General features: G+C 68.6%; 17 protein-coding genes. 10 read left to right on the top strand and 7 right to left on the bottom strand.

Annotated elements, in window-relative coordinates; all coding sequences use genetic code 11:
* Positions 1–49 precede the first annotated feature (49 nt).
* Positions 50–616 carry an MOSC domain-containing protein gene (locus AC1DW3_RS10400; protein WP_477931122.1) on the top strand — a complete coding sequence of 189 codons (567 nt, stop codon included), beginning with the start codon at positions 50–52 and terminating at the stop codon, positions 614–616.
* Complete coding sequence (locus AC1DW3_RS10395; RefSeq protein ID WP_477931120.1) at positions 616–1,758, top strand: right-handed parallel beta-helix repeat-containing protein; 1,143 nt, start codon at positions 616–618, stop codon at positions 1,756–1,758. The genes AC1DW3_RS10400 and AC1DW3_RS10395 overlap by 1 nt, the downstream gene beginning before the upstream one ends.
* Here the strand turns inward: AC1DW3_RS10395 and AC1DW3_RS10390 are convergent.
* Together AC1DW3_RS10390 and AC1DW3_RS10385 are read right to left on the bottom strand one after the other, a co-directional pair.
* The gene (locus AC1DW3_RS10390) at positions 1,718–2,983 is read right to left on the bottom strand and encodes a PEP-CTERM sorting domain-containing protein (RefSeq protein ID WP_477931119.1); all 1,266 of its coding nucleotides are present in this window, start codon (positions 2,981–2,983) and stop codon (positions 1,718–1,720) included. The genes AC1DW3_RS10395 and AC1DW3_RS10390 overlap by 41 nt on opposite strands.
* A 115-nt stretch (positions 2,984–3,098) precedes the next feature.
* A complete protein-coding gene (locus tag AC1DW3_RS10385) occupies positions 3,099–4,181 on the bottom strand; it encodes an alkene reductase (protein WP_477931117.1) in 1,083 nt (360 codons plus the stop codon).
* A gap of 102 nt (positions 4,182–4,283) precedes the next feature.
* Here AC1DW3_RS10385 and AC1DW3_RS10380 point away from each other — a divergent pair, with 102 nt between their 5' ends.
* A complete protein-coding gene (locus tag AC1DW3_RS10380; protein ID WP_477931116.1) occupies positions 4,284–5,150 on the top strand; it encodes a 23S rRNA (adenine(2030)-N(6))-methyltransferase RlmJ in 867 nt (288 codons plus the stop codon).
* Positions 5,147–6,133, top strand: coding sequence for a substrate-binding domain-containing protein (locus AC1DW3_RS10375; protein ID WP_477931114.1), 987 nt, complete (start codon positions 5,147–5,149; stop codon positions 6,131–6,133). The genes AC1DW3_RS10380 and AC1DW3_RS10375 overlap by 4 nt, the downstream gene beginning before the upstream one ends.
* Before the next feature lie 654 nt (positions 6,134–6,787).
* On the opposite strand, the gene AC1DW3_RS10370 is transcribed toward AC1DW3_RS10375, so the two are convergent.
* Complete coding sequence (locus AC1DW3_RS10370) at positions 6,788–8,209, bottom strand: aminotransferase-like domain-containing protein (RefSeq protein ID WP_477931112.1); 1,422 nt, start codon at positions 8,207–8,209, stop codon at positions 6,788–6,790.
* Positions 8,210–8,422: 213 nt separating this feature from the next.
* Between AC1DW3_RS10370 and AC1DW3_RS10365 the strand changes: the two genes are divergently transcribed.
* The 3 genes from AC1DW3_RS10365 (at position 8,423) to udk (ending at position 10,514) form a co-directional block, all read left to right on the top strand.
* Positions 8,423–9,067, top strand: a complete 645-nt coding sequence (locus AC1DW3_RS10365) for a glutathione S-transferase family protein (protein ID WP_477931110.1) — start codon at positions 8,423–8,425, stop codon at positions 9,065–9,067.
* Between the two features lie 99 nt (positions 9,068–9,166).
* Positions 9,167–9,727 (top strand): LysE family translocator, encoded by a 561-nt coding sequence (locus tag AC1DW3_RS10360; RefSeq protein WP_477931323.1) that lies wholly within the window; start codon positions 9,167–9,169, stop codon positions 9,725–9,727.
* Positions 9,728–9,872: 145 nt separating this feature from the next.
* The gene (gene udk, locus AC1DW3_RS10355) at positions 9,873–10,514 is read left to right on the top strand and encodes a uridine kinase (RefSeq protein WP_477931108.1); all 642 of its coding nucleotides are present in this window, start codon (positions 9,873–9,875) and stop codon (positions 10,512–10,514) included.
* 45 nt (positions 10,515–10,559) lie between these two features.
* On the opposite strand, the gene AC1DW3_RS10350 is transcribed toward udk, so the two are convergent.
* The 3 genes from AC1DW3_RS10350 to AC1DW3_RS10340 form a co-directional block, all read right to left on the bottom strand.
* Positions 10,560–12,278: a M14 family metallopeptidase gene (locus AC1DW3_RS10350; RefSeq protein WP_477931107.1), complete on the bottom strand. Its 1,719-nt coding sequence runs from the start codon at positions 12,276–12,278 to the stop codon at positions 10,560–10,562.
* 99 nt (positions 12,279–12,377) lie between these two features.
* Positions 12,378–13,133 carry a LytR/AlgR family response regulator transcription factor gene (locus AC1DW3_RS10345; protein ID WP_477931105.1) on the bottom strand — a complete coding sequence of 252 codons (756 nt, stop codon included), beginning with the start codon at positions 13,131–13,133 and terminating at the stop codon, positions 12,378–12,380.
* The gene (locus tag AC1DW3_RS10340) at positions 13,130–14,173 is read right to left on the bottom strand and encodes a sensor histidine kinase (protein ID WP_477931103.1); all 1,044 of its coding nucleotides are present in this window, start codon (positions 14,171–14,173) and stop codon (positions 13,130–13,132) included. The genes AC1DW3_RS10345 and AC1DW3_RS10340 overlap by 4 nt, the downstream gene beginning before the upstream one ends.
* A 116-nt stretch (positions 14,174–14,289) precedes the next feature.
* On the opposite strand from AC1DW3_RS10340, the gene AC1DW3_RS10335 reads away from it, so the two are divergent.
* From AC1DW3_RS10335 to pcaF, 3 genes are all read left to right on the top strand, one after another.
* Positions 14,290–15,087, top strand: coding sequence for an enoyl-CoA hydratase-related protein (locus AC1DW3_RS10335; RefSeq protein WP_477931101.1), 798 nt, complete (start codon positions 14,290–14,292; stop codon positions 15,085–15,087).
* On the top strand, positions 15,084–16,496 hold the full coding sequence (locus tag AC1DW3_RS10330; RefSeq protein WP_477931100.1) for a 3-hydroxyacyl-CoA dehydrogenase NAD-binding domain-containing protein: 1,413 nt from the start codon (positions 15,084–15,086) through the stop codon (positions 16,494–16,496). Before AC1DW3_RS10335 ends, AC1DW3_RS10330 begins: the two co-directional genes overlap by 4 nt.
* A gap of 165 nt (positions 16,497–16,661) precedes the next feature.
* Positions 16,662–17,864: a 3-oxoadipyl-CoA thiolase gene (pcaF, locus tag AC1DW3_RS10325; RefSeq protein ID WP_477931098.1), complete on the top strand. Its 1,203-nt coding sequence runs from the start codon at positions 16,662–16,664 to the stop codon at positions 17,862–17,864.
* Here pcaF and AC1DW3_RS10320 read toward each other — a convergent pair whose 3' ends face one another.
* Positions 17,865–19,070: an NAD(P)/FAD-dependent oxidoreductase gene (locus tag AC1DW3_RS10320; RefSeq protein ID WP_477931096.1), complete on the bottom strand. Its 1,206-nt coding sequence runs from the start codon at positions 19,068–19,070 to the stop codon at positions 17,865–17,867.
* Between the last annotated feature and the right edge of the window lie 10 nt (positions 19,071–19,080).

Below are 19,080 nucleotides of genomic sequence, written 5' to 3'. Positions count from 1 at the left end.
CAGACCCTTGTAGGCCAACACGCCGAAAGCCTCCTCGACAATGCCCGGCATGCAAGTCCTCAGCGTGAATACCGCCCCTGTCGAACATTTCGTCGCGACCTCAGGCGAGTCCCTGGACTCCGCCATCCGCAAGCGCCCCCGTGAGGGCCGCATCGCGGTGCGGCCCCTGGGCCTGGAGGGCGACGAGCAGGCTGACCTCAGCGTGCATGGCGGCCTCTCCAAAGCCGTCTATGCCTACCCGCAGGAGCATTACGCCTTCTGGAGCACGGTGCGTGGCCAGGCCAAGGTCGAGGGCGCCCTGCGGCCGGGCGATTGCGGCGAGAACCTGACGCTGTCGGGCCTGCTGGAGAGCAAGGTCTGGATAGGCGACGTGCTGCGCTTTGCGGACTGCGAGCTCGCCGTCTCCGAGCCGCGCTACCCCTGCTTCAAGTTCAATGCCCACATGGGCTTCAACCAGGCGGCCAAGCTGATGGTTCAGAGCGGCTACTGCGGCTTCTATCTGGCCGTGAGGCGGGAAGGCACGATAGCTGTCGGCGAGGCCTTCGAGCTGATCCCGGGGCCGCGCGAGGTTGGCATCGTCGAACTCTTCAAGGCCAAGATGAAGAAGAAGGCCTGATGCGCCGCCGGTCGCTGTTGGTCGCAGCGGGCCTGGCGCCCCTTGCCGCCCATGCTGGCCCGGCGCTGCAGGTCGGGCCCCGGCGCGCCGTCAAGTCGCTGGCGGCCGCGGCGCGGCAGGCCAAGGACGGCATGCTCATCGAGGTCGATGCGGGCGACTACGTGGCCGACGTCGCGAGCTGGCGCCAGCATGAGCTGACGCTGCGTGCCGTCGGCGGCCGCGTGAGGCTGATCGCGAACGGCGCGCACGCCCAAGGCAAGGGCATCTTCGTGATGAGCGGCCAGCGCCAGCGCATCGAGGGCTTCGACTTCGTCGGCGCCGCGGTGCCCGACCGCAATGGCGCCGGCATTCGCGTCGAGGCGGGTTCGTTGACGCTGGTGGGCTGCAGCTTCGTCGACAACGAGAACGGCGTGCTGACGGCCAATGACGACGGCATCGAACTCGACATCGTCGACTGCGACTTCGGCGCCATCGCCTTGCGCGAGGGCAAGACGCATAACGTCTACGTCGGTGCCATCAGGCGGCTGGCCGTGACGGGCAGCTATTTCCATCACGGCCGGCTCGGCCATCTGCTGAAGAGCCGCGCGGCGCTCAACCACATCCTCTACAACCGGCTCAGCGACGAGATCGGCGGCCGCGCGAGCTATGAGCTGGAGTTTCCCAACGGCGGCGTCGCCGTCGTCATGGGCAACCTCATCATGCAGAGCTCGACGACGGAGAACCCGCATGTGATCTCCTTCGGCGTCGAAGGTGCCAAGTGGGAGAAGCAGGCCCTCTACCTCGTCAACAACACGCTGGTGGACCAGTTGCCCAGCGGTGGCCCCAATGGCGGTATTTGGCTGCGCGTGACGCCGCCGCAGGCCGAGGTCGTGCTGGCCAACAACCTGCTCGTCGGCGCACCCAAGCTCGCGGCCGAGGGGCATTGGACGCGGCGCGCCAACTTCACGGCCGAGTGGGACGAGTTCGTGCGCGCGGCGCGCGACGACTACCGGCTCAAGCCCGAATCCTCACTGCGCGGCAAGGCAGTCGATGCGGGCGAAGGTGGCGGGCTGCGGCTCTCGCCGTCGCGCGAGTACCGCCACCCGCACACCAGCCAGGCCCTCAGCGGGCCGGCGCGCCACCCCGGCGCTTTCCAGTCCTGAGGGCGATGACGCCCAGGCCGGCGAGCAGCAGGGCCAGGCTCTGCGGCTCCGGCACGGCCGTCGTGAAGCCGAGCTGCTGGCTGGCCACGCGCTGCAGCGCGCGCGCCGTCGTCGCGTCGATGCCGAGGTCGATGGCCGCCTGCTCGCCCACGCCCAGCGTCAGCGGGTCGCGGCCGGTGATGCTGCCGAACAGCGTCAGGGCGGACAGATAGGAGCCGTATTTGCTCGCATGTGTGCGGTCCAGCCACCACAGGTTCAGCGCACCGGCCGTCTCGGCGAAGGTGCCGCCGGCGTTGTAGAAGCCGCTGCCCTGGGCCAGGCCCTGGTCGACCGCGAGCTGGAAGGCATCGCCCACCGGCACCACGCCGGCAAAGCCCGGGTTGGAGGCGGCCTTGGCGTAGAAGGAGTCGTGCAGGTCGGCCGTCATCGCCGCGAGGCTGTTGTAGTACAGCGTCGCGTTGCCGCCGGCCGCGTCGACGATGGGGCGGCCGTCGCTGCTCGTCAGGTCGGGCGTCGTGACCTTGTGCGCCTCCACCATGTCGGGCCGGGCCCAGCTCTGCTCCAGATAGACCTTGGTATTGGCGCTCGCGTTCGTGTTGGCGGCGATGTTGCGCGTCGTGCCGCAGCTGCCCGCCGACAGGCCCGTGGCCGTGCAGGCCGCCAGGCTGCCGAACAGTGCCGATTCCTTGTAGCTCTGGGCTGCGCCGTTGTGGATGAAGCGCTCGAACTGGTCGGCGTAGGCGTTGAAGGTGGCGAGGTTGGCGTTCTTGCCCTTGCCGGCCGGCAGGGCCGCGTCGCTTTGCTCCTGCAGCACGACGGCGCCCCACTGCTGCGTGGCGACGTTCTCGCGCAGCTTCCAGTCGCTGTTGGCCGTGTCCAGGAACTGACCGCGCAGCGAGGCCGCGTTGCGCGTGGACAGTGACACGTCGTAGCTCATGCCCGCCTCGTCGGTCATCTTCTTGAAGATGCCCGGCACGCCGCCCCAGGGGTGGGGCTCGAAGCTGCCCGAGCCCACCGTGCCGGCGGGAAAGCTGTTGGTGCCGGCCGGGTTGATGGCGTTGAAGCCGGCCGTCAGGTCGTGCACGGCGGCGGCGTTGTAGCTCAGCACCGGGTCGACACGGCCGAAGGTGTAGCTGTTGCCGACGAAGAGGATCTTGATGGGGTCGGCCGCGAGGGCGGGCCCCGCCAGCGTGGCCGCCAAGGCCAGCGCGAGAAGGCGATTCATTGCTTGTCTCCAGTGTTTATTCGGGGTCGTCCCAAGGACGGCCCCCACACTAGAGACGGCAACTCCAGTCGTCAAATATCTGAAATATCACATCGCCATATCGGCGACGTATGGATCAGGCCTGTTTCAGCGCCGGGTAGTCCGTGTAGCCCTGGACGCCTCCGCCGTAGAAGGTCTCCTTCTGCGGCAGGGCCCAGGGCTGGTCGTCGCGGATGCGTTCGACGAGGTCGGGGTTGGCGATGAAGGGCCGGCCGATGGCCACCGCATCGACCTTGCCGCTGGCGACGGCATCCAGAGCCATGCCGCGGTCATAGCCGTTGTTGGCGATGTAGGGGCCGGCGAAGCGGCGGCGCAGTTCGGCGTAGTCGAAGGGTGCGATGTCGCGCGCGCCGCCGGTGGCGCCCTCCACCACTTCCAGGAAGGCCAGCTTCAGCGGCGCCAACTGCTCGGCGACGTAGTTGAAGAGAGCCTGCGGGTTGCTGTCCTGGCCGATGTCGTTGCTCGGCGTGACGGGCGACAGGCGCAGCGCCGTGCGGCCCGCGCCGATGGTGCCGGCCGTCGCCGTCATGACCTCGATGAGCAGGCGGGCGCGGTTCTCGATGGAGCCGCCGTATTCGTCGTTGCGGTCGTTGGCGCTGTCGCGCAGGAACTGGTCGAGCAGATAGCCGTTGGCGCTGTGGATCTCGACACCGTCGAAGCCCGCCGCGATGGCGTTCTTGGCGGCCTGCACATAGTCGGCGATCAGCTGCGGGATCTCGTKCGTGGCCAGGGCACGCGGCTCGTCGGTGGGTACCAGCTCGCCATAGGCGGCATAGGTTTTGGTCTTGGCGGCGCGGTTGGTCGACGACACCGGCTGCTGGCCGCCCGGCTGCAGGCTCTTCAGCGAGATGCGGCCCACATGCCAGAGCTGCACGACGATCTTGCCGCCTTCGGCATGCACGGCGTCGGTGACCTGCTTCCAGGCGGCGATCTGCTCGGGCGTGTGGATGCCCGGGGTGTCGAAATAGCCCTGGCCGTCGGGGCGGATCTGGGTGGCCTCCGTGATGATCAGCCCGGCGCCGGCGCGCTGGCGGTAGTACTCGACGTGCAGCTCATGCGGGGTCTGGCGGGTGGCGCGGTTGCGCGTCAAAGGCGCCATGACGACGCGGTTGGCCAGCGGGATGTCGCCGAAGCGGACGGGGTCGAAGAGGGTAGGCATGACGGTGAAATAGGGACGAGACGGATGGTTGCAAGTCTGGCTTTCGTCGCCTTTCCCCGTCCTGGCGGGGTTGATCCCGGATGTGTTAGCGACAATCGCCCCATGCTCGCCTACCGCCACGCCTTCCATGCCGGCAACCATGCCGACGTCCTCAAGCACCTCGTGCTGACCCGCGTGCTGCGCTACATGGGTGAAAAGGACAAGCCCTACACCCTCATCGACACCCACGCCGGCGCCGGTGGCTACTCCGTCGAGGGCCGCTATGCGCAGAAGAAGGGCGAGTACGCCGAGGGCGTCGCCAGGCTCTACGACCGCAAGGACCTGCCCGCGCCGCTGGCCGACTACCTGGACCTGGTGCGCGCCTTCAACCCCGACGGCCAGCTGCGCCAATACCCCGGCTCGCCGGCCATCGCCCACATGCTGCTGCGCGAGACCGACCGGCTGCGCGTCTACGAGCTGCACTCGACCGACCACCGCATCCTGGCCAGCTACCTCGAGTCGCGCGCGCAGACCCAGGTGCGCGACACCGATGGCTTCGCCGCCATCAAGGCCGAGCTGCCGTCGCCGACGCGCCGCGCGGCGCTGCTGATGGACCCGTCCTATGAGATCAAGAGCGACTACGGCAAGGTGCTCGCCGCGCTGCGCGAGGCGCTGGAGCGCGCGGCCGACACCGTCGTCATGATCTGGTACCCGCAGCTGCAGCTGCTGGAGTCGAGCCAACTTGCGGCGCGCCTGAAGGGCAGTGCCGACGCTGCTGCCAAGAAGGGTTGGCTGCATGTGCGCCTGACCGTGGCCGAGCCCGCCGACCGCCCGGACGGCAAGGGACTGGGCATGCTGGGCAGTGGCATGTTCATCGCCAACCCGCCTTTCACGCTGCACGACGAGCTGGCCGAGTGCCTGCCGCTGCTGGTGGAGAAGCTGGGCCAGTACGACGGCGCGAACTACGTGCTCGAACAAAAAGTGGCATGACCGAGAGCAAGCCGGTCACGATGGAGCAGATCGCCGCACTCGCTGGCGTGTCGACCATCACCGTCTCGCGCGCGCTGCGCGACAGCCCCTCGGTCACGCCGGCCACGCGTGAGCGCATCAAGACGCTGGCCGAGGCGGCGGGCTATCGCTTCAACCACCATGCGCGCAACCTGCGGCTGCGCCGCAGCCACATGGTGGCCGTCATGCTGGAGATGCAGCCCGACACCGACCGGCCGATGACCGACGCCTACCCGCTGCAGCTGCTGGGCGGCATCACGCAGGAGCTGACCTCGCGCGGCTACAGCGTGCTGCTGTCGGCCTTGCAGAGCCCCGGCCAGGGCATGGCGGCGTCGGCGGACGGCGTCATCCTGCTCGGCCAGGGCGCCAACGGCTCGGCCGTGAAGTCGGCCGCGGCCATGGGCCTGCCCATGGTCGTCTGGGGTGCCGAGCATGGCCGCGGCGATGCGGTCGTCGTCGGTGGCGACAACGCCCATGGTGGCGCCTGCGCGGCCGAGCGCCTCATCACGCTGCAGCGGCGCGAGCTGCTCTTCCTCGGCGATGTGCGCCATGCCGAGATCCGTGACCGCCAGCAGGGCTTTGCCAAGGCGCTGAAGAAGGCCGGGCTCAAGACGCAGACGCTGACGCCGGCGGCCTTCACCTTCGGCGCCGGCTTCACGGCCGTGCAGGCGCACCTTGCGAAAGGGGGCAAGCCGCCGGACGGCCTGTTCGCGGCCAGCGACCTGCTCGCCATGGGCGCCGTGCGCGCCTTCACCGACGCCGGCCTGGCCGTGCCCGAGGCCGTGTCGGTGATCGGCTATGACGACTCGCCGGCGGCCCAGAGCTTTGCGCCGCCGCTGACCAGCGTGCGCCAGGACTGGCACCACGGCGGCGTGCTGCTGGCGCGCAAGGTGCTGGACCTCATCGGCGGCCAGGGCGCTGCCAGCGAGATCATGCCGACGGAGCTGGTCGTACGGGCGACCTGAGGGGCTGCTTGGCAGCGGTAGCGGGCCTATGCTTCATGTCCTTGTAGCCTCGTTCTTGGGCTATGCCTAACCAGTTGAACACTAAAGAGCTTTGCCCCACCTGCCATGTTGTTGTGGCAGTTAGTCATCGACCGGCTGACGGTCGGAGCGTGCTTCGGATTTCGTTCTGTCCGCGATGCGGTTGGAATCGGAGCGAGCCAGGACCTGAAGGCTCATTGGAGGTTGAGCGTGATTGGTGGATTGAGCTGCGACCAAACGCGCTGACCACGGAGCAGATCCTCGCGCTCCGACGCGTCCAACCGGGCAAAGATGCTGAATCAACAACGGCGTTTGCGAAGCGAGTAAGAAGTGCTGAAGTGCTCCGCATCGGTCCGTTTTGGCCAAAGCCGCAGGCTGCCAAGGCAGCCCAGACGCTTGCTGACGCGGGCCTCGCGGTGACCATCGCTACATAGATCAGGCGTCCGCTTCCAGCCGAGGCTGTGTGAAAACACCACCAGTCGACGGACCGGCGAGAAAGCGGCCTATCAGATCGCGTCAGGATCAACGATCGCCGAAGTGCCAAGGGTGTCGAGACCCCTGAAACGCCGTTGAGATCGCGTTTTCACACAGCCTCAGCCTGAAGCGGTCAGCGGCTAGGCGCCCGCACGCCGGGTCTTAAAGGCGGTGCGCTTGCCGCACCTGCGCTGCTGCAAGCGTCCCAACGTGCTTAAGCGCGCGCCGGTGTGTCTCGTCCCAGTCCCCGCCGAGACCCAGCCGAACACAATGGCGGAAGTGGTCGGTGGCACTGAACATGGTGCCCGGTGAAACGACGATGCCCTCCGCCAAAGCCGCCTGGTGAAGCCCGAGCGCGTCAGTGCCGAGCGGCAGCTCCACCCACAGGATCAGACCGCCTGCCGGGTTGGTCACCCGCGTGCCGGGCGGGAAATGGCGGGCGACGAGGCTGCGAGCTTCGTCGACGCGGGTCGCAAGCGCGTCGCGCAGGCGGCGCCGGCCGGCTTCGACGCCGGGCTGTGTCAACAGATCGGCCAATGCTTGCTCAAGCACGGTGGACTGGCTGCCGCTGGTGGCTTGCTTGAGTCGCGCGACCTGGCCGCTCCAGCGGCCGGCGTCCACCCAGCCCAGGCGCAACCCGGGCGCCACAGTCTTGGAAAACGAACCGCAAAGCATGACATGGCCGGTTGGATCGAACCCGCGCACGGCGTGACGGTGCTCGTCGCTTGCGGCGAGGTCGTTGCACAGCACGTCTTCGATGAGCGGTATACGGCGCTCGGCCACCAACTGCGCCAGGCGTCGGCGCTCGGCGAGCGGCATGCAGGCGCCTATCGGGTTTGAAAGCGTGGGCACGGCCAGCACGGCCTTCACGGGCTGGGTGTCGAGAGCGAGTTGCAGCGCGTCGACAGACAAGCCGGTGCGTGGGTGAGTGGGAATCTCCAGCGCACGGAGATGCAAGCTCTCCAGGATGACGAGGAAGCTGAAAAGCGTCGGCGATTCCAGCGCCACCACATCACCCGGCCGGGTTACCGAACGCAGGCACAGCGCAATGGACTCCAGGCAGCTGTTGGTGACGACGATGTCGCGCGGGTCGAGCTGACAGCTCAAATAGAGCCCATGCCGGGCAATGGCGCGGCGCAGGCCGTCGTCGCCCGGGCCGATGGCATAGCGTGTCAGCGAGGCACCATGGCGTTGCGCGGCACGGGCCACAGCCCGTCGCACGCGATCCTGCGAGAACAGCTCAGGGCTGGGGCAGGCGGCTCCAAAGGAGACGTAGCTCGGGTCGTGCGCAAGCTGCATGACGCGTTCGGCCAGCGAGCTGACGTCCACGGCGAGTGAACTCGTTGGCGGGTTGGAAACCTCGGGTTCGGGCAGGCCGGGCGGCCGTGCCGTGACGAAGTAGCCCGAGCGAGGCCGGGCTTCGATGAGGCGCGCGTCTTCCAGCAGCCGATAGGCCTGCACGACCGTGCCGAGTGACACGCCGTGGCGGCGCGAAAGCTCGCGCACCGAGGGAATCCGCTCGCCAAGCGCCAGAGTCCCGTTACGGATGGGCGCGGCGATGCTGTCGGCGATCCGCAGGTACAAGGTTGCGGGCTCCGCGGGCTCAGGCACTGCTGACATCCAGGCATTCTGTCCTTGTGCGGAGCGGTCTGACTGGCACAGACGGCGATGGATGCAGCTGGTACAGCCGTCCCTGGGTGCAATCTGTGCCGGTCAAACCGGCTCGTCACTGTGGCTGTGCGGATCGCTCCGGTGAGCCTATCGTGAACGCCAAGTCGAAGCACTGAAAGGATCACCATGCTCACTGTCTACGGATTTGCCAAGGTCAATGCCGGCGCGCGCACCCACACCCGCGACCTCCGCGTGCTCTGGGCTCTGGAAGAGATGCAGCTGCCCTTCGAGATCGCCGGCTTGGACCATCCGGCACACGACCTGAACACCGAGGCCTATCGCCGGCTCAGTCCGTTTGAGCAGATCCCGGCGATCGACGACGACGGGATGGTGGTGTCCGAATCGGCCGCCATCGTCCTTTACCTGGCGAAAAAGGCAGGCCAGCTCATTCCGGCAGACTTGGCGGGCGAGACGCAGGTGTCGCGCTGGTGTTTTGCTGCATTGAGCACGGTCGAACTGCCCTTGATGGCGCTGATGGTGCATGACTGGACGGCCGACGGTGGCTGCGCCAAGCCCCGCGAGTTCCTGGTCGGATGGGTCCATCGCGTGTTGGGCAATCTGGAGCGCTGGCTGACCGGGCGCGAGTTCGTCGCGACAGACAGTTTCACGGCCGCGGACATCCTGATGGCCCACGTGCTGTCGGCAGGTGTCAAGGACGAAACCCTGATCACGCCCTACCCTGGCGTCGTGGCATACCGCGACCGGTGCCTGGCGAGGCCGGCATGGCAGCGAGCGTTCAAGGCCTATTGCGAGAGGGTGGAGGCGGCCTGATGGCCTGTGCCGCGCACTCGGCCCAACATCGCGCAGAACCGCACGCTCGTGGACTTGCACACCTGGCTCCTCTACCTTGCCGCCATCGTCGGCCTGTCAATGTCGCCCGGCCCTAACGGCCTGCTGGCGCTGACGCATGGCGCTGTGCACGGATGTCGCAAGGCCGCGTTCACCGTCATGGGCGGAGTCATCGGTTTCGTTGCGGTCATCGCGCTGTCGATGTTCGGCATCGGTGCGCTCCTGCAAACCTCGGCCACGGCACTGACTATCATGAAGTGGGTCGGTGGCGTCTATCTGGTGTGGTTGGGCGTCCAGGTGTGGCGGTCGCCTCCGGTGGGCGTCTCTGCGGCGGACACCACCGAAGCGGCCACCGGCGGCGCCCTGTTTCTGCAAGGGCTTCTGTCGGCCGTGACCAACCCCAAGGTGCTGTTGTTCTTCAGCGCCTTTCTGCCCAGCTTCATCGATCCGGCGCGTCCGATCTCAACCCAGTTCCTCTTCATCGCTGGCACCTTCGCCGCCGTCGAGGTCGCCACCGAGATGCTGATCGCAGGCATGGCTCAGCGCGTCACCGCTTGGCTGGCCCGGGCGGGGCGAGGTTTCAATCATGTGTGCGGCGCCATCATTGCGGCCATTGGAGTGCTGTTGCCGCTGAAAGGCTAGAGCACGTTGACATTGCGACTGCTGGTTGGCAGCAGATCCGCTGGTGAAAGGCGGCAACCAGCCTGAAGCGGAGCCCGAGGCCGCACACAATCCGCTCGCCAGCTTGTAAATTCCCAGGCATCGCCCACGCCCGCTCCACGACCTCATGCCCAAAACCCCTCACAAGCCTTTCGTCATCGGTGTGGCAGGGGGCAGCGGCAGCGGCAAGTCGACGGTGACGCGTCAGGTGTTGGCCGCCATCGGGCCGGAGAAGGTGGCGGTGGTCATGCAGGATGACTACTACCGGGACCAGTCCCACATGCCGCCCGAAGACCGGCGCAAGCAGAACTACGACCATCCCGATGCCTTTGACTGGCCGCTGATGGCGCAGCACCTGGCCGCGCTGCGCAAGGGTGAGGCGATCGAGATGCCGGTGTATGACTTCTCGGCCGACAACCGCTCCAGCGAAACCATCACCGTGAAGCCCGCACCGGTGATCGTTGTCGAGGGCCTGTTCGCCTTGTACGACACCAGGCTGCGCAACATGATGTCGCTGAAGATCTATGTGGACACGGCCTCGGACGTGCGGTTCATCCGTCGGCTGCAGCGCGATATTTCGGAGCGTGGCCGCAGCACCGAGTCGGTGGTGAGCCAGTATCTGGAAACCGTGCGCCCCATGCACAAGCAGTTCATCGAGCCGACCAAGCGCAACGCCGACGTGATCCTGCCGCACGGTGCCAACGGTCCGGCGGTGGACATCATCACCACCAAGGTGATGAGCTTGTTGCTCGATTTCGAGCGGGGCTGAGCCCCAGGCGCCCGTCGCCCCAACCGGCGAGCCGCAGGATTCCCCTCAGTCCAGCACGACCTCGGTGCGGATGATGCCGGCGCGCTCGGCGCTGGCCGACAGTGCCAGCCGCGTGCCCACCGGCGCGCGCACGACCCACTCGGCCACCGCGCGGTCGCCCGTGGGCTGCTTGTTGGGCAGGAAGGCGAGCTGGCTCTGCTTGGGCGCGTGGCCCTCGAGCTGCGGGCCTTCCATGCGCTCCTTGCCGCTGACCAGGCTGATGGCCGGGTCGCCGCTGGGCAGGTGGATCTCGAACATGACGCCGCGCACCGTCTTGCGCTCCAGCGCCCGCTGCGTCACATAGGCCGGCAGATAGCCCGCATTCGCGACCGCCAGGCGCACCCGCCACATGTCGGGGCCCAGCGCCCGCACCTCGGTGCGGATCAGCTCCAGCTTGGGCAGGCTCATCGCGATCTGCGTCATCCAGGCCGGGAAGCGCGCGGCCTCGCGTTCGCGCAGGGCCGGCGGCGGGTTGCGCCAGTAGTTCATCTTGTCCCAGCCACCGATCTCGACGGCGCCGAGCTGCGGATGCTGGAAGGGCGTCCAGGCGACGTGGGCCTGGCCGCCGCACTGCTCGTCGCTCCACTTCAGCAGCTTGACGTCGTCCTCGACCGGGTGCTGGCGGTACCAGTCGATGTACTTCTCGATCTCGACGCCGGCTTCCTTGCTGGGCGACCACAGCTCCACCACCCAGAACAGCGCGCCCAGGTGCTCGTAGACCCAGTCCTGTGTGCCGGTGATGACGTCCTTGGGGTGGTAGCGGAATTCCTCGTAGATGCTGATGGCCGGGTAGCCCGTGTGCTTCACGCCCAGGGCCGAGAAGTTCTTGATCAGCCACAGGTCCTCGGGCGTCATGTCCTTGTCGCTGCGCGTGCCGCAGGGGCGCAGGATGACGCCGCTGTGCGTGTGATAGCTGATGGCCGCGCCGATGTTGGGGTGCTGGGTGATGAAGTCCACCATGGCCCGCACTTCGGGCTCGCTGGTCGGGTAGGGGCCGGCGCCCATCTGCTCGAACTCCTGGCGCCATTCGCCAGGGAAGTTGCGGTTCAGGTCCAGCCCTTCGCGGTCGGGGTTGATCCTGACCGTCAGCCCGTCGTGGTTCTTGATGAAGCCCTCGGGGATGAGGCGGTAGTACTCGCCGCCCTGCTCGCCCGGTTCGCGGGGCACCATCAGGCGCGGGTCGGCGGCGTGCTTCTTGTAGCCACCGTGCGGGTCGGGCACGCGCATGGTCAGGATGCGGCCATCGCCGTCGACGTCCTCGATGGTCAGGCCGTCGACCGGCTCCTCGGTGTAGGGGTAGGGCCGCGTCGAGCTGCGGATGTGGCGCGGCCGGTCGGCCAAGGCCAGCTCGGCGCCATCGGGGTTCAGGCGCGGCACGATGTAGAGGGTGCGCGTGTCCAGCAGGCGGTTCACCTGCTGGGCCTCGGCCGACGTGCCGCCATGCATGCTGAGCAACTGGTGCACGTAGTAGATGCAGGTCGTCGATGCGGTCAGCTCGGCGGCGTGGATGTTGCCGTCTATCCACATCGCCGGCTTGTCGATGTCCATGCCGCTGGCCAGGTTCGTGATGACGACGACCCAGATGTCGCGGCCCTCGTAGCTCTTGCCGATGGAGCGCACCGACACCAGGTTGGGGCGGGCCTCGGCATAGGCGAACAGCAGGGCCGTCAGTTCGTCGTAGCGGTAGAAATGGTCGAAGCGCGGAGTGGGCAGTGGGGTGGGCATGGCGGCGGTGTCTGTCTTGATGTGGCCCCAAGAACTAGGGGCCTGGAATGCGGCGGATTGTCTGGAGACGGCCCACGCCGGTGCCCAAGGGTTTGCCCTTCATTGCCCCTTGAACAGGGCCTGGAACTGCCGCGACACCGGCAGCTTGTCGTCGCGCCCGCGCAGCGTGACGACCATGGTGCCCTCGTCCACGCGGATGGCCTTGGCGATGCAGCGGCTGTTGACGAGCACGCTGCGGTGGATCTGCCAGAACTGCTCCGGGTCGAACTGCGTCAGCAGCTCGCGCAGCGGCGTGCGGATCAGCGCGTCGCCACTCTGGTGGACGACGCGGGTGTAGCGCTGGTCGGCCTCGAAGTAGATGATTTCCTCCGGTGGGATCAGCAGCACGTCGCGCCCGACGCTGGCCTGGATGGGGCGCGGCACCGGTTTGGCCTGCGGCAGGCTGGCCAGCAGGCGCTGCAGGGCCGTCGTGTCCGCCATCGGTTGGGCCAAGCGCGCGCGCAGCCGGGCCAACGTCTGCGCCAGGCGCTCGTCGTCGACGGGCTTGAGCACATAGTCGACCGCACCGGCGTCGAAGGCCGCCAGCGCGTGGTCGTCGTAGGCCGTCACGAAGACGATCAGCGGCGGCTGGGCCAGGGCGGACAGGCGGCGCGCCACCTCCAGCCCGGTGAGGCCGGGCATGCGGATGTCGAGGAAGGCGATGGCCGGCTCATGGGCCAGGCAGTCGTCCCAGGCCTCGGCACCATTGGTGCTGGCGGCGACGATGTCCAGCTCGGGCCACAGGCGGGCCAGTGCCGCGCGCAGCTGCTCGCGCGGGGCCTCCTCGTCGTCGGCGATCAGGGCGGTGAAGTTCATGGCAGGGGCAGGGTCAGGGTGGCAGTGCAGCCGGGCGTGGCGTCGGTCAGCGTCAGCGTGGCGCTGGGGTAGGCGCCGAGCAGGCGGCGCCGGGTGTTGGACAGGCCCACGCCCTCGGTCCAGCCGGGCGTGAGGCCCGGGCCGTCATCGGTGATGGTCAGCACCAGGCGATCGGCCTCGTGGCGTGCGGCGATTTCGACATGGCCGCCGCGCAGCTGGGGCTCGATGCCGTGGGCGATGGCGTTCTCCACCAGCGTCAGCACGATGCCCGGCGGCACCGGGCTGTCCAGGTCGACCTGCATGGCGATGCTGAAGGCGAGCCGCGCACCCAGCCTGGCCTGCATGATGGTCAGGTAGCGGCGCACCATTTCCATCTCTTCGGCCAGCGGTTGCAGCTCGCGGTCGAACATCGGCAGCGTCGCGCGCAGATAGGCCGTGAAGTCGCGCAGCAGCGGTGCGGCGCGGGCGTCGCCGGTGTCCACCCAGTGCTGCAGCGAGGCGAGGGTGTTGAACAGGAAATGGGGCTGGATCTGCGCCGCGGCCAGGCGCGTCTGCAGGCGCAGCGCAATGTCCTGCTCGGCGAGCTCGCGCAGCCGCGCCTCGATCTGCTCCACGCGGTAGACGGTCAAACCCCACCAGGCCGACAGGATGGCCGTCATGACCACCACCGCCAGCGCCGCGTGGTCGATGGCGGCCTCGCGCCAGCCCGTCCTGATCAGCACGACGAAGAACACCGCGACGACCGCCGCAATGCCGTAGCAAGCGATGTTCAGCCGGCGCCGGCTCGGGTTGCGCCAGAGCCCGCGCGCCACGGCCAGCGCAACGGAGGTGATGAACAGCGACAGGAACCACGCCACCGGCCGCGTGCCCTTGGACATCTGGTGCGAGAACGCGGCCAGCAGCAGGATGACGTTGACAAAGACGTACTGGTCTATGCCCGACGGCCAGGCCTGGTCGCCGCCACGGGCCATCTCCGCGGGCGTGAAGACACGGCGCGAGCCGGGATAGAACCATTGGACATAGTCGTCGAGGCGAGGCATGGCGGCAGTCTAGGAGGCGGGGCGGTGGCGCGGCGCCAATCGAGCGGCGAACGGCGGGCTGGAGCGCCTGAATGGCAGAGTCGACCGATCGGTCGGGAAACGTGCAGAATGCCCGCATGCCTTCCTGGACCTCCCTCGACCTGCAGCGCCGCGGCGACGGCGTGGCCGTGCTGACGATGAACCGCCCGGCCGTCTTCAATGCCTTCGACGAGACGCTGATCGCCGAACTGGATGCGGCCTTTGCGCAGCTGGGCGACGACGCCAGCGTGCGCGCCATCGTGCTGGCCGGCTCAGGCAAGCATTTCAGCGCCGGTGCCGACCTGCAGTGGATGCAGCGCGCCGCCGCCGCCTCGCAGGACGACAACCTCGCCGACGCGCGCCGCTTCTCGGCCATGCTGGCGCGCATTGCCGAGACCCCGAAGCCCACGCTCGCCCGCGTGCAGGGCGCGGCCCTGGGTGGCGGCGTCGGCCTGGTGGCCGCCTGCGACATGGCCGTCGCCGCCGAGGCGGCGAGCTTTTCGGTCAGCGAGGCCCGCATGGGCATCCTGCCCGCCGTCATCGGTCCGCATCTCGTCAACGCCGTGGGCCTGCGCGAGGCGCGCCGCCTGGCGCTGACGGCCAGCCGCATCGATGCCACCGAAGCCATGCGTGTCGGCCTCGTGCAGCGCGTCGTGCCGGTCGAGGGGCTGGACGCGGCCGTCGACGCCTTCATCACCGAGCTGCTGGCCTGCGGCCCCGCCGCCCAGGGCGAGATCAAGCAGCTCTATGCCCAGCTGTCGCCCGGCCCGGTCACCGCCGAGGTGCGCGAGCTGACGGCCCAAACGATTGCCCGCGTGCGCAAGACGCCCGAGGCCCGCGAAGGCTTCGCCGCCTTCCTGGCCAAGCGCAAGCCCAACTGGACGGCCTCCGAATGAATCTGAACAACTCCCGCATCCTCGTCGTCGGCGCCGGCCTGATGGGCGCCGGCATCGCGCAAGTGGCCGCCCAGGCCGGCCACGAGGTGGCCCTCTTCGACGCCCGCGCTGGCGCCGCCGAGGCCGCCAAGAGCAAGCTCTCGGCCACGCTGGGCGGCCTGGTCACCAAGGGCAAGCTGACCGCGGATGCGGCCCAGGCGACGCTGGCGCGCATCACGCCGGTGGAGGCTCTCGGCAGCGCCGACCTCGTCATCGAGGCCATCGTCGAGAACCTGGAGGTGAAGCGCGCGCTGTTCGCCGAGCTGGAGGCCTTGCTGCCCGCCGACGCCGTCATTGCCACCAACACCTCGTCCATCTCGGTGACGGCGCTGGCGCGCGGTATGCACAAGCCCGAGCGCCTCGTCGGCATGCACTTCTTCAATCCGGTGCCGCTGATGAAGCTGGTCGAGGTGGTATCCGGCCTGGGCACTGCGCCCGAGGTCGCGCAGGCCGTCTTCGAGCTCGCCGGCCGCTGGGGCAAGACGGCGGTGCACACGCGTTCCACGCCAGGCTTCATCGTCAACCGCATCGCCCGGCCCTATTACGCCGAGACGTTGATGCTGCTGCAGGACCGTGCCGCGGCGCCTGAGCTCATCGACGCGGTCCTCCGCGCGGCGGGCTTTCGCATGGGCCCCTGCGAGCTGATGGACCTGATCGGCCACGACACCAATTTCGCGGTGACCAACTCCGTCTTCGCGGCCAACTTCCACGACCGCCGCTTCACGCCGTCGCTGGTGCAGCAGGAGCTGGTGGATGCCGGCTTCTTCGGCCGCAAGAGCGGGCGCGGCTTCTACCGCTACCCGGAAGGGCCGCCGGCGCTGCCGGCCGTCAACATCGCGCCGCCGCGGGCGGCCCGCCTCGTCGTGCATGGCCGTGGCGCGCTGGCCGAACGTTTCGTCGCCAACCTGCCGGAGGCGGTGCGCGAGCTGGACAGCGACTGGGTCGGCCTGGCCGTCGACGGCCGCCAGCTGCGCCTGACCGATGGCCGGCGGGCGCGCGATTTCGGCCCGGGCGCGGCGGTCTTTGACTTGCCGCTGGCGCCCAGTGGTGACATCGCCTATGCCGGCGATGCACGCACCGCCGAATGGCTGACCTGGTTAGGGCTGACGCCGCGCGCCGTGGCCGACCTGCCCGGCCTCGTCGTCGCCCGCACGATCGCGATGCTGATCAACGAGGCGGCCGATGCCGTCGCCCAGGGCGTCTGCGACGAGGCCGGCGCCGACGCGGCGATGAAGCTGGGCGTCAACTATCCCGCCGGGCCCTTCGAGTGGCTGGCCTTCTGGGGTGCGCAGCCCGTCGCGGCGCTGCTGGACCGACTCGATCACCACTACCGCGGCGAGCGCTATCGCGTCTCGCCGTATTTACGGTGAGCCCCTCGCCCAGCCCTGCGCCGCTGAACGCGGGCATGTCTGGTCGATCCCCCGCGGGGACGGCGATGCTTGCGGCATCGAACCGCAAGCACATCGCCAGCCGGGCCGGCTAGGGAGCGGCCCGTCGCTCGGCCCGCAAATCCGAACATGCAATTGGAGACTTCAATGAATCACGCTTTTATCTGCGACGCGATTCGCACGCCCTTCGGCCGCTACGGCGGCGCACTGTCCTCCATCCGCACCGACGACCTGGGCGCCCTGCCCATCAAGGCGCTGATGGCGCGCAATGCCAATGTCGACTGGGCCCAGGTCGCTGACGTCATCTACGGTTGCGCCAACCAGGCCGGCGAGGACAACCGCAATGTCGCCCGCATGGCGGCGCTGCTGGCCGGCCTGCCGATGGACGTGCCCGGCAGCACGGTCAACCGCCTGTGCGGTTCGGGCATGGACGCCATCGGCACGGCTGCGCGCGCCATCCGTGCCGGCGAGGCCGGGCTGATGATCGCCGGCGGCGTCGAGAGCATGAGCCGCGCGCCCTTCGTGATGCCCAAGGCGGAATCGGCCTTCAGCCGCGCCAACGCGGTCTATGACACCACCATCGGCTGGCGCTTCATCAACAAGCAGATGAAGGCGCTGTACGGCGTCGACGCCATGCCCGAGACGGCCGAGAACGTGGCGGCCGATTTCGGCATCGAACGCGAAGCCCAGGACCGCATGGCGCTGGCCTCGCAGATGAAGGCGATTGCGGCGCAGAAGCGCGGCTTCTTCGAGCGCGAGATCGTGCCGGTGGAAGTGCCGCAGAAGAAGGGCGATCCGGTTCGCGTGCTGCTCGATGAGCACCCGCGCGAGACCAGCATCGAGGCGCTCGCCAAGCTGAAGGGCGTCGTCAAGCCCGACGGCAGCGTGACGGCCGGCAACGCCAGCGGCGTCAACGACGGCGCCTGTGCGCTGCTGCTGGCCAGCGAGGCCGAAGCGGCCCGTCATGGCCTCAAGCCCCGCGCCCGTGTCGTCGGCATGGCCACCGCCGGTGTCGCGCCGCGCATCATGGGCATAGGCCCGGCGCCGGCCACGCGCAAGGTCATGGCGCTGACCGGCCTGACCCTCGCGCAGATGGACGTCATCGAGCTGAACGAGGCCTTTGCGGCCCAGGGCCTGGCCGTGCTGCGCGACCTCGGTCTGGCGGATGACGACGCCCGCGTGAACCCCAACGGCGGCGCCATCGCGCTGGGCCATCCCCTGGGCGCCAGCGGTGCGCGCCTCGTGACGACGGCGATCAACCAGCTCGAGGTGACGGGCGGCCGCTATGCGCTGTGCACGATGTGCATCGGCGTCGGTCAGGGCATCGCGCTGATCGTGGAACGCGTCTAGCTATTCCAGAAACAGCCTGGAGATGCCCTTCAGGCTGACCAGATTGCCCGGGTTGCTGGTCTCGTTGAGCACGCCGGCCATCCGTGCCAGCAGGCGCTGGCTCTTCTTGGCGCGCCAGATCAGCAGGTCGGCCAGCCAGGGGTGGGCGTTGACGCGGTTGGCGCGTTCGTAGAGGTCGAACTTGGGCTTGAGGGCCGTGAGGGCGGCTTCGTAGGCGGCGCGGGCCGCGGCGTCGTCGGCGTGGCCGAGGATGGCGTCGGCCGCCAGCATGCCGGTCTCCATGGCCTTGCCAATGCCTTCGCCGGTGAAGGAATAGGTGCTGCCTGCCGCCTCGCCGGTGACGAGCAGGCCGGGCCGTGTCCATTGGGCGCCGGCCAGCGTGCAGCGCAGCGGAGCGCCCTTCAGCTCGCCCACCAGTTCGCCGACCCGCATCAGTTCCGCCGCGGGTTCGTACTTGGCGATGAAGGCATCGAAGATGGCGCGCAGGTTGACGTCCTTTTTCTGGCCCTTGCCGCCGAGGTCTCGATGGCTGTCCGTCACGCCGACGCCGATGTTGAAGTGGCCGTCGGGTGCCGGGAAGATCCAGCCATAGCCCGGCCGCACCGATTTGTCCCAGACGACTTCCAGCGCCTTGATCCTGCCGACCATCTGCGGCGCCTTCACATAGCCGCGCAAGGCCACGCCGCTGGGCGTGTGACGCTCGCACATGCCGGCAGCCGTCAATGCCTTGGGCACGGCGCCGGTCGCGAGCACGACCCAGCGCGCAGGGATCTCGACGATCTCGTCACCTCGCTTCAGCCGGGCGCCGACGACGCGGCCGTCGACCTCCAGCGGCGCCTCGAAGCGCGCCTGCTCGAAGCGCGCGCCGGCGTCGCGGGCGGCGCGCAGCAGCAATGCGTCCAGCTCCTTGCGCGGCAGCACCGCCAGCGTGCCGGGCACGTCGATGCGCCCACCGCGCGGGCCGATGCAGCCGACGTGGCTCACGGCCTCGGCGCGGCGCATGACTTCGTCCAGCAGGCCCAGGCGGGCCAGGGCCTTGTGGGCATCCGGGATCAAGCCGTCGCCGCAGATCTTGTCGCGGCCGGGCGGGTGTTGGTCGACCAGCAGCACTGACACGCCGGCACGGGCCAGTGTGCGCGCGCAGGCGCTGCCGGCGGGGCCGGCTCCGATGACGAGAACGTCGGGAATGGGATCGGTGGCTGTCATGGCAAGGGCA

Source organism: Roseateles sp. P2_H4 (assembly GCF_056403315.1).
The sequence above is the reverse complement of the archived record's forward strand: the minus strand, read 5'-3'. Positions and strand labels throughout refer to the sequence as shown.

Bases quoted from the DNA above. Each gene is read 5' to 3' on its own strand.
- AC1DW3_RS10400 (WP_477931122.1), top strand. From the start codon at position 50: ATGCAAGTCCTCAGCGTGAATACCGCCCCTGTCGAACATTTCGTCGCG.
- AC1DW3_RS10395 (WP_477931120.1), top strand. From the start codon at position 616: ATGCGCCGCCGGTCGCTGTTGGTCGCAGCGGGCCTGGCGCCCCTTGCC.
- AC1DW3_RS10390 (WP_477931119.1), bottom strand. From the start codon at position 2,983: ATGAATCGCCTTCTCGCGCTGGCCTTGGCGGCCACGCTGGCGGGGCCC.
- AC1DW3_RS10380 (WP_477931116.1), top strand. From the start codon at position 4,284: ATGCTCGCCTACCGCCACGCCTTCCATGCCGGCAACCATGCCGACGTC.
- AC1DW3_RS10375 (WP_477931114.1), top strand. From the start codon at position 5,147: ATGACCGAGAGCAAGCCGGTCACGATGGAGCAGATCGCCGCACTCGCT.
- AC1DW3_RS10365 (WP_477931110.1), top strand. From the start codon at position 8,423: ATGCTCACTGTCTACGGATTTGCCAAGGTCAATGCCGGCGCGCGCACC.
- AC1DW3_RS10360 (WP_477931323.1), top strand. From the start codon at position 9,167: ATGTCGCCCGGCCCTAACGGCCTGCTGGCGCTGACGCATGGCGCTGTG.
- udk (WP_477931108.1), top strand. From the start codon at position 9,873: ATGCCCAAAACCCCTCACAAGCCTTTCGTCATCGGTGTGGCAGGGGGC.
- AC1DW3_RS10350 (WP_477931107.1), bottom strand. From the start codon at position 12,278: ATGCCCACCCCACTGCCCACTCCGCGCTTCGACCATTTCTACCGCTAC.
- AC1DW3_RS10345 (WP_477931105.1), bottom strand. From the start codon at position 13,133: ATGAACTTCACCGCCCTGATCGCCGACGACGAGGAGGCCCCGCGCGAG.
- AC1DW3_RS10340 (WP_477931103.1), bottom strand. From the start codon at position 14,173: ATGCCTCGCCTCGACGACTATGTCCAATGGTTCTATCCCGGCTCGCGC.
- AC1DW3_RS10335 (WP_477931101.1), top strand. From the start codon at position 14,290: ATGCCTTCCTGGACCTCCCTCGACCTGCAGCGCCGCGGCGACGGCGTG.
- AC1DW3_RS10330 (WP_477931100.1), top strand. From the start codon at position 15,084: ATGAATCTGAACAACTCCCGCATCCTCGTCGTCGGCGCCGGCCTGATG.
- pcaF (WP_477931098.1), top strand. From the start codon at position 16,662: ATGAATCACGCTTTTATCTGCGACGCGATTCGCACGCCCTTCGGCCGC.
- AC1DW3_RS10320 (WP_477931096.1), bottom strand. From the start codon at position 19,070: ATGACAGCCACCGATCCCATTCCCGACGTTCTCGTCATCGGAGCCGGC.